Origin of the sequence: Massilia orientalis (assembly GCF_030411975.2) — a bacterium.
In the GTDB taxonomy this organism is placed as follows: domain Bacteria; phylum Pseudomonadota; class Gammaproteobacteria; order Burkholderiales; family Burkholderiaceae_D; genus Telluria; species Telluria orientalis.
Map to the genome: position 1 here is coordinate 1 of NZ_JASNRB020000058.1, position 8,278 is coordinate 8,278.

Consider the following 8,278-nt stretch of genomic DNA (forward strand, 5'->3'; position numbering starts at 1 on the left):
ACGCAGATCTGCAAGGCACGCTATATCTCCTTCGGCTGCGAAGGCATGGCGGCCAAGATCAAGCCGATTCCGCTGGAAAAAATGGCGGAGCGCTACAAGGCGGGTGAGCTGGCGCAGATCGTTCAGTAATAGTAATTCCGCACCGTGAGCACGTCGTCCCCGCGCAGGCGGGGACCCAATTTCATCGGCTGAGCCACGAACTTGGGGGGAAAGTGCCCGGCGGGCACTTTCGCGCCTTCGCAGGGGCGACGTCGTTTAATACGGTCGTTTCTGCCGGCTCATCGTTTGCTTTTGACGACGATGACGTAAGAATCACGTAAAATATCGCTTTGGCACCGGCTCTCACTAGCCTTCGCCCATCCGACCGGCCTCTTCGCCGGTTTCGCTTTATCAAGATATCCCCTCTATGAAAAGCCTCTACCAATCCACTATTTCCTCCCTGCCATTGCTGGGCCATGGCAAGGTCCGTGACAACTACGCCGTCGGCGACGACAAGATCCTGATCGTCACGACCGACCGCCTGTCGGCCTTCGACGTCGTCATGAACGAACCGATCCCCGGCAAGGGTATGGTGCTGAACCAGATGAGCGATTTCTGGTTCGAGAAACTCGGCCACATCGTGCCGAACCACCTGACCGGCGTGGCGCCGGAATCCGTGGTCGCACCCGAGGAAGTGGAGCAGGTAAAAGGCCGCGCCGTCGTCGCCAAGCGCCTGAAGCCGATCCTCGTGGAAGCCGTCGTGCGCGGCTACATCATCGGTTCGGGCTGGAAGGATTACCAGGCGACCGGATCCGTCTGCGGCATCCAGCTGCCGGCCGGCCTGCGCCAGGCCGACAAGCTGCCCGAGCCGCTGTTCACCCCGGCCGCGAAAGCCGACCTGGGCGAGCACGACGAGAACATCAGCTTCGCCGACATGGAACAGCGCATCGGTTCGGAACTGGCAAATAAAATCCGCGACATCAGTATCCAGCTGTACAAGACCGCCGCCGACTACGCCGCCACGCGCGGCATCATCATCGCCGACACCAAGTTCGAATTCGGCCTGGACGAGAACGGCGTGCTGCACCTGATGGACGAAGTCCTGACCGCCGATTCCTCGCGTTTCTGGCCGGCGGACTCGTACGCCCCGGACATGTCGCCGCCGTCGTTCGACAAGCAGTTCGTGCGCGACTACCTGGAAACGCTGAAGGACTGGAACAAGGCCCCGCCGGCACCGGCGTTGCCGCAGGACGTCATCGACAAGACCCAGGCCAAGTACTTCGAAGCCATCGAACGCCTGACCGGCGAGAAGCTGAAGGTCTGAGATGGCGGATCAGCAGAATAAGCCGCTGGTCGGCGTGATCATGGGCTCCAGCTCCGACTGGGACGTGATGCAGCACGCCTGCGCCATGCTGAAGCAGTTCGGCGTGCCGTTCGAGGCGCAGGTGATCTCGGCGCACCGCATGCCGGACGAGATGTTCGCGTACGCGGAATCCGCCCGTCGCCGCGGCCTGCGTGCCATCATCGCCGGTGCCGGCGGTGCCGCGCACCTGCCGGGCATGGTCGCCGCGAAGACGGTCGTGCCCGTGCTGGGCGTGCCCGTCCCGTCGAAATACCTGCGCGGCGAAGACTCGCTGCTGTCGATCGTGCAGATGCCGAAGGGCGTGCCCGTGTCGACGTTCGCCATCGGCGAAGCCGGCGCCGCGAATGCCGCGCTGACCGCGATCGCCATCATCGCCACCACCGACGACGCCCTGGCGGGCCAGCTTGAACAATTCCGCCAGCAACAGACCGCCGCCGCCAAGGCCATGACCCTGCCTGTGAACGACTGATGAGTGATACGAAGTCCCAAGCCTATTTGCCGGAAGCCGCGGAACCTGCGTGGCTCGGCGTGATGGGCGGCGGCCAGCTGGGCCGCATGTTTGCCCATGCCGCACAGGCGATGGGCTACCGCGTGGCCGTGCTGGAGCCGTCGGATGACTGCCCGGCCGGCCAGGTCGCCGAGCGCCTCGTCGAGGCCGGCTACGAAGATGCGGCCGGCCTGGATGCGCTGGCCGCGCAATGCGTGGCCGTCACGACCGAATTCGAAAACGTCCCGGCCGCCAGCCTGTCGCGCCTCGCGCAGCAGGTGTTCGTGGCGCCGAACGCGCACGGCGTGTCCGTCGCCCAGGACCGCATCGCGGAAAAATCCTTCTTCGTCGCCTGCGCCAATAAATCCGGCGTGATGCCGGCGCCGCACAAGGTGATCGCGAGCGATGCCGACATCGACGCCATCGCCGACGACCTGCTGCCCGGCATCCTGAAAACGGTGCGCATGGGCTACGACGGCAAGGGCCAGGTGCGCGTGCGCACGCGCGAGGACGTCCGCGCCGCGTTCGAATCCATGGACCGCGTGACCTGTCTGCTGGAAAAGATGCTGCCGCTCGCGTACGAGGTGTCCGTGCTGACGGCGCGTGGGGCGGATGGCCAGTCGGTCGTCTACCCGATCGCGGAAAACGTGCACCGCGACGGCATCCTGTTCACGACGACCGTGCCGGGCCCGAACGTGTCCGCCGAATGCGCGCGCAAGGCGCAGGATGCGGCCCGTGCCATCGTGGCCGAGCTCGGTTATGTCGGCGTGCTGTGCATCGAATTCTTCGTGCTGGCGGACGGTTCGCTGGTCGTCAACGAGATGGCGCCGCGGCCGCACAACAGCGGCCACTACACGATCGACGCGTGCATCACGAGCCAGTTCGCGCAGCAGGTCCGTGCGATGGCGAAACTGCCGCTGGGCGACGTGCGCCAGCATTCGCCGGCCGTGATGCTGAACATCCTCGGCGACGTGTGGTTCGAGGGCGAGACCGTCCGTGACCCGGCGTGGGACCAGGTGCTGGCGCTGCCCGGCGCGAACCTGCACCTGTACGGCAAGACCGACCCGCGCCGCGGCCGCAAGATGGGACACGTGACGTTCGTCGCGCCGACGCTGCAAGAGGCGCAAGCAAACTTTGCGCAGGCCTGCACCATCCTCGGGATCGCGCTGTGACCGATGTGATCAAAGCCGCCGCGTGCGCGCTCGAGGGCGGCCGCCTCGTCGCGCTGCCGACCGAGACCGTGTACGGCCTCGGCGCCGACGCGGAGAACCCGGCCGCGGTTGCCGCGATCTATGCCGCCAAGGGCCGCCCGCAGGATCACCCCGTGATCGTGCACGTGGCTCCTGGCGCCGATCTCGACTACTGGGCGGCCGACATCCCGTCGGAAGCACGCCAGCTGGCCGACGCCTTCTGGCCCGGTCCGCTGACGATGATCCTGAAACGCGCGCCGCACATTCCGGACGCCGTCTCGGGCGGGCAGGACACGGTCGGCATCCGCTGCCCGTCGCATCCGGTGGCGATCGAACTGCTGCAGGCATTCAAGGGCGGGAAGGGCGGCATCGCGGCGCCATCCGCGAATAAATTCGGCGCCGTCAGCCCGACGACCGCGCAGCATGTGCGCGACGAGTTCGGCGACGACATCGGAGAACACGGCCGCATCGCCTTCGTGCTGGATGGCGGCCAGAGCGAGGTCGGCATCGAATCGACGATCGTCGACCTGTCGCGCCTGGCGACGCACGGCCCCGTGCTGCTGCGTCCGGGCCATATCTCGGCGGATGCCATCGCGGCCGTGATCGACCAGGTGCCGGCCCGTCCGGATGCCGCGGCACCCCGCGCCTCGGGCACGCTGGAATCGCATTACGCGCCGCACACGCCGGTCGCGATGCAGGACACGGCGACCTTGGCCGACACCTTGTCCAGGTTGCAAGGGGCGGGACGCAAGGTTGCGCTGATCCATTATTCGGATTTGCCCGCCACGCACGCGGCCGTCCGCCTGCCGGCCTCGCCGGAGGGCTTTGCGCACGCGTTGTACGCGGCGCTGCGCGCGATGGATGGCGCGGGTGCCGACGTCATCCTCGTCGAGGCGCCGCCGCAGGATGGGCCCTGGCTGGGCGTCAACGACCGCCTGCGCCGCGCCGCGCATGGTTCGACCGGCATCGTGCACGGGTTGATAAACAACACTACCGCGCTGTAATCAGTCGGGAATCTTCCCAAAAACGCTTGTCCGGTGCATGCTACTCGGCAATCCCGGCCCGCCTTTCTGCGCGGGCCTTTTGTCTTGATCAGTGAGTCGAAGGACACCCATGCGTTCCCTCTTAACCCTGGCCTGCAGCCTCGGGCTGGGCTATCTGCTTGCCGCTTGCAGCGGCGGCACCACCGCCGGCGGCACGCCGACCGGCGTCGCGAATCCTGAACCGCTGCCCGTCGCGACGCGCGGCAGCCTCGTGGGGCAGGCCGCCTCCGTGGCCGTCAGCGTCGGCGGTGCAAGTCTCACCACATTGACTCCGACCGTGCTGGCCGGCTTCCTCGAATCGGCCCAGCAGGGCACCTTGGCCGTTGCGGGACAGCCGCAGTGCTCGGTCTCCGTGTACAAGGTCCACTACAACACCATCGGCGGCGCCGGCGAAGCGACGGACGGCAGCGCCGCCGTCTTCGTACCCACCGGCGGCGGCGCGTCGTGCAGCAACTCGCGGCCCGTCGTGCTGTATGCGCACGGCACCTCGTTGCAGAAATCCTACGACATGGCCGACATCGCCAACAACACGGAAGCGCGCCTCGCGGCGGCCGTGTTCGCGGCCCAGGGCTTCATCGTCGTCGCGCCGAACTACACGGGCTACAGCGGCTCGTCGCTGGGCTACCACCCGTACCTGGACCGCGTCGCGCAGGCCGCCGACATGATCGACGCGCTGCGCGCCGCACGCACGTCGTTCGGGGCCATCGGCGCCAAGGATTCCGGCAAGCTGATGGTCACCGGCTATTCCCAAGGCGGCTATGTCGCGCTGGCCACGCAGCGCGCCATGCAAGACATGGGCACGAACGAGTTCACGCTGACGGCGGCGTCCGGCATGTCGGGCCCGTATGCCATCGCCCGCTTCGGCGATGACCTGTTCGGCGGCGCACCGCGTAGTGGTGCCACCGTGATCGTGCCGATGATTATCAACGCGGGCCAGCATGCGAGTGCCGCGCTGTATGCGACCCCATCGGATGTCTACGAGACGCAGTACGCCGCATTGATCGCCGACCTGGTGCCGGGCAGCCTCGGCAGCGGTGACCTCGTCGACCAGGGCAAGCTGCCGGCGACAGCCCTGTTCGCCGCGGATTCGCAGCCGCAGACGCCAGGCTACACGGCGTATTTCGGCGCCAACAACCTGATCCGCACGACCTACCGCAGCGGCTACCTGGCCGATCTCGCCGCGCACCCGTGCGACCAGAGCGCGACGTCGCCGCTGGCCTGTTCTCCGGCCCACAACCTGCGCAAATGGCTCGTGCGCAATGACCTGCGCAGCTATATGCCGAACGCACCCACGATGCTGTGCGGTGGCCATGACGACCCTGTCGTCCCGTTCTTCAACGCGACATCGGCCGCGAGCTATTTCAGCGCGCGCGGCAGCAGGATCACGCTGCTCGACATCGATGACACGCCGAGCCTGAACGACCCGTACCGCTCGGCCAAGGCAGGCTTCGTGGCGGCCAGGACGATCCTGCGCGCGTCGTCGGGCAATGGCGCCGTCGCGTCGGCCTATCACGCCGGTCTCGTGGCGCCGTTCTGCATGGCGGCGACACGCGATTATTTTCAAACAACATTGTCACATTAAGACATGAATTCGCCGGCGGCGTTGCTATAATCGGCCGCGCTGCCGGCCTCGTCTCCCAGCCGTCGCAACAGGGTGTTGTTGCCGGTGCACGACAAAGCTTTTCGCTATACAACGATGCCGAACACTGGCATATTAGTTGGCACACGAATAGCACGGCCGTTCGTTGCATAAGAGAAAAATTTCTTTAGGAGACACAATGCGTAAGACCTCATTCGCGCTCGCGCTGTTGACCGCTGCCGTCCTGTCGGCTTGCGGCGGCAGCAGCACCAGCCCTCGCGGCGGCGACCAGACCCCGGTTACCAAGTTCAGCGCACAGGTATCGTTCGGCGACAGCCTGTCCGACGTCGGCTCGTATGCCGTCGGTACCGTCAAGGCGCTGGGCGGCGGCAAGTTCACGATCAACGGCGACAACACGTCGATCAACAAGGAACTGACCGGCAAGAACTGGACCGAACTCGTCGCGGCCCAAATGAGCCTGCCAGCACCGTGCCCGGCCCAGACCGGCCTGCAGGGCGACGCGACCAAGGGCTTCGCCGTCCCTGTCTCCTTCAACACCAACTGCCTCAATTACGCGCAAGGCGGCTCGCGCGTGACGAATCCGATCGGCCCGAACAACAAGGTCGTGAACCCGACGCTGGGCCTGACCACCGTGCCCGTGGTGACGCAGATCGCGAACCACCTGGCCAAGACCGGGGGCAAATTCAGCGGTACCGAACTCGTGACCGTGATGGCCGGCGGTAACGACATCCTGTTCCTGCTGGGCCAGCTGTCGTCGAGCGCCACCGCCGCCGGCACTGCCGCTGGTTCCCAGGCCTTCGCCGTGTCGCTGACGACGCAACTGGCCGCCGGTGCGACGAACCCGGCCACCGCGGCCCAGGCCATCGGCCTCGCGATCCAGACCGAAGCGGCGCGCGCCGGCCACACCGACGCCTCGATCGTGCAAGCCGCCGTCACCGCCGCCGTCATGGCCGGGAACACTGCGGCCGCGCAGGCGACCGTGTACGGCCCGATGGTCGCCAAGGCCCAGGCGGACGCCACCGCCGCCGGCCAGAAAGCAGGCGCCGACTACCTGACCGCGAATGCCGCGGGTGTCGTCACCGCCATGGCGACGGCCGGCGCCGAGCTGGCCGCGCTGGTCAAGACGCAGATCGTCGCCAAGGGCGCGAACTATGTGGTCGTGAACAACCTGCCGGATGTGGCATCGACGCCGTCGGGCAAGTCGCAGTCCGCGGCCGTCCAGGCCCTGATCGTGAAAGCCGTCGACGCCTTCAATGCGCAATTGCAAGCCGGTGTCGCGGACGAGCCGAAAGTCCTGTACGTCGACGTGTGGAGCGTCAGCCACGACGAAGTGATCAATCCGGCACCGTATGGCCTCACCAATACGTCGACCCCGGCCTGCGGCCCGAACGCGCTGGGTACCACGTCACTCGTCTGCAACGCGAAGAACGTGATCGCAGGCGACGTCAGCCACTACATGTTCGCCGACGAAGTCCATCCGACGCCGTTCGTGAACTGGCTGCTCGCGCGCTATGTTCTCGAGAAGATGGAAGTCAAAGGCTGGCTGTAATCATCACGACAGGCTCGTCCCCGCGGACGGGCCATCAATAAGAATCAGGAGATAACATGAAAGTAAGTTCCAATGTCGTGAAGCTGCTGGTCGCTGCTGGCGCGCTGGCCGTGGCGGGCAGCGCCGCGGCACAGGCCAAGGGGAAGTGGGCCGTGTCGCTGGGCGCCATCGAGATCGAACCGAAGGTGGAAAGCGGCGCGATTTCCGCTCCGGCCCTGCCGAATTCGCTGGGCGACGTCGGCAAGGACACGGAACCGGTGGCGATCATCAACTACGGGATCACCGACAACATCACCGCCGAATTCACCATCGCGAAGCCATACAAGCACAGCATCTACGGCGCGGGTTCCATCGCCGGTACGGGCGAGCTGGGCACGGCACATGCCTTGCCGCCGACGTTGTTCGCGCAATACCGTTTCTTCTCGCCGAACGCGGCGTTCCGTCCGTACGTCGGCCTGGGCGTGACCTATGCCTACTTTTACAAGGAAACCGGCTCGTTCCGCATGACCGCGCTGACGGACCCGGGCGGTCCGCCGACGACGTTTAGCATCGACAACAAATTGACCTATTCGGGCCAGATCGGTGCCGTCTGGAACTTCAACGAGAAATGGTTCCTCAACGCCGCCCTCGTGAAGACCCGCCTGCGGACCGACGTGCACTTCTCGACGGGGCAGAACCAGCACATGAAGCTGGACCCGAAGTCGACTGTGCTGACCCTTGGCTACAAGTTCTGATCGCGTTTCGCGCAATAAAAAACCCGCCGTGTTCGGCGGGTTTTTTTTCGTGCACCGGGGCGATCAGAACGCCGCGATACCGGTCTGCGCACGTCCCAGGATCAGCGCGTGGATGTCGTGCGTACCTTCGTACGTGTTGACGACTTCCAGGTTGACGAGGTGACGCGCCACGCCGAACTCGTCGCTGATGCCGTTACCGCCCATCATGTCGCGCGCCATGCGAGCGATGTCCAGTGCCTTGCCGCAGGAATTGCGTTTCATGATCGACGTGATCTCGACCGCGGCCGTGCCCTCGTCCTTCATGCGGCCCAGGCGCAGGACGCCCTGCAGGCC

8 protein-coding genes and 1 pseudogene are annotated in these 8,278 nt (G+C 65.8%); 8 read left to right on the plus strand and 1 reads right to left on the minus strand.

What is annotated here, in order from left to right:
* From QPK29_RS33090 to QPK29_RS33125, 8 genes and pseudogenes are all read left to right on the plus strand, one after another.
* A pseudogene (locus QPK29_RS33090) lies at positions 1–129 on the plus strand (fructose-1,6-bisphosphate aldolase); the annotation flags it as partial.
* A gap of 277 nt (positions 130–406) precedes the next feature.
* A complete protein-coding gene (locus tag QPK29_RS33095) occupies positions 407–1,303 on the plus strand; it encodes a phosphoribosylaminoimidazolesuccinocarboxamide synthase (RefSeq protein ID WP_056124649.1) in 897 nt (298 codons plus the stop codon).
* Position 1,304: 1 nt separating this feature from the next.
* A complete protein-coding gene (gene purE, locus QPK29_RS33100) occupies positions 1,305–1,811 on the plus strand; it encodes a 5-(carboxyamino)imidazole ribonucleotide mutase (RefSeq protein WP_036236192.1) in 507 nt (168 codons plus the stop codon).
* The gene (locus tag QPK29_RS33105) at positions 1,811–3,001 is read left to right on the plus strand and encodes a 5-(carboxyamino)imidazole ribonucleotide synthase (RefSeq protein WP_371772108.1); all 1,191 of its coding nucleotides are present in this window, start codon (positions 1,811–1,813) and stop codon (positions 2,999–3,001) included. The genes purE and QPK29_RS33105 overlap by 1 nt, the downstream gene beginning before the upstream one ends.
* Entirely contained in the window at positions 2,998–4,023 is a 1,026-nt protein-coding gene (locus QPK29_RS33110; protein ID WP_371772107.1) for an L-threonylcarbamoyladenylate synthase, read from the plus strand. Before QPK29_RS33105 ends, QPK29_RS33110 begins: the two co-directional genes overlap by 4 nt.
* A 109-nt stretch (positions 4,024–4,132) precedes the next feature.
* Entirely contained in the window at positions 4,133–5,644 is a 1,512-nt protein-coding gene (locus QPK29_RS33115; RefSeq protein ID WP_371772106.1) for an alpha/beta hydrolase family protein, read from the plus strand.
* Between the two features lie 196 nt (positions 5,645–5,840).
* The gene (locus QPK29_RS33120) at positions 5,841–7,211 is read left to right on the plus strand and encodes an SGNH/GDSL hydrolase family protein (RefSeq protein ID WP_056124636.1); all 1,371 of its coding nucleotides are present in this window, start codon (positions 5,841–5,843) and stop codon (positions 7,209–7,211) included.
* A gap of 56 nt (positions 7,212–7,267) precedes the next feature.
* Complete coding sequence (locus QPK29_RS33125; RefSeq protein WP_056124634.1) at positions 7,268–7,945, plus strand: OmpW/AlkL family protein; 678 nt, start codon at positions 7,268–7,270, stop codon at positions 7,943–7,945.
* Between the two features lie 63 nt (positions 7,946–8,008).
* Here the strand turns inward: QPK29_RS33125 and QPK29_RS33130 are convergent.
* Positions 8,009–8,278, minus strand: a 270-nt coding sequence (locus tag QPK29_RS33130; RefSeq protein WP_400189950.1) for an acyl-CoA dehydrogenase family protein, incomplete at its 5' end; no start/stop codon positions are given.

Excerpts from the sequence above, each read along its gene's own strand:
- QPK29_RS33115 (WP_371772106.1), top strand. The coding sequence starts at position 4,133 with ATGCGTTCCCTCTTAACCCTGGCCTGCAGCCTCGGGCTGGGCTATCTG.
- QPK29_RS33120 (WP_056124636.1), top strand. The coding sequence starts at position 5,841 with ATGCGTAAGACCTCATTCGCGCTCGCGCTGTTGACCGCTGCCGTCCTG.
- QPK29_RS33095 (WP_056124649.1), top strand. The coding sequence starts at position 407 with ATGAAAAGCCTCTACCAATCCACTATTTCCTCCCTGCCATTGCTGGGC.
- purE (WP_036236192.1), top strand. The coding sequence starts at position 1,305 with ATGGCGGATCAGCAGAATAAGCCGCTGGTCGGCGTGATCATGGGCTCC.
- QPK29_RS33125 (WP_056124634.1), top strand. The coding sequence starts at position 7,268 with ATGAAAGTAAGTTCCAATGTCGTGAAGCTGCTGGTCGCTGCTGGCGCG.
- QPK29_RS33105 (WP_371772108.1), top strand. The coding sequence starts at position 1,811 with ATGAGTGATACGAAGTCCCAAGCCTATTTGCCGGAAGCCGCGGAACCT.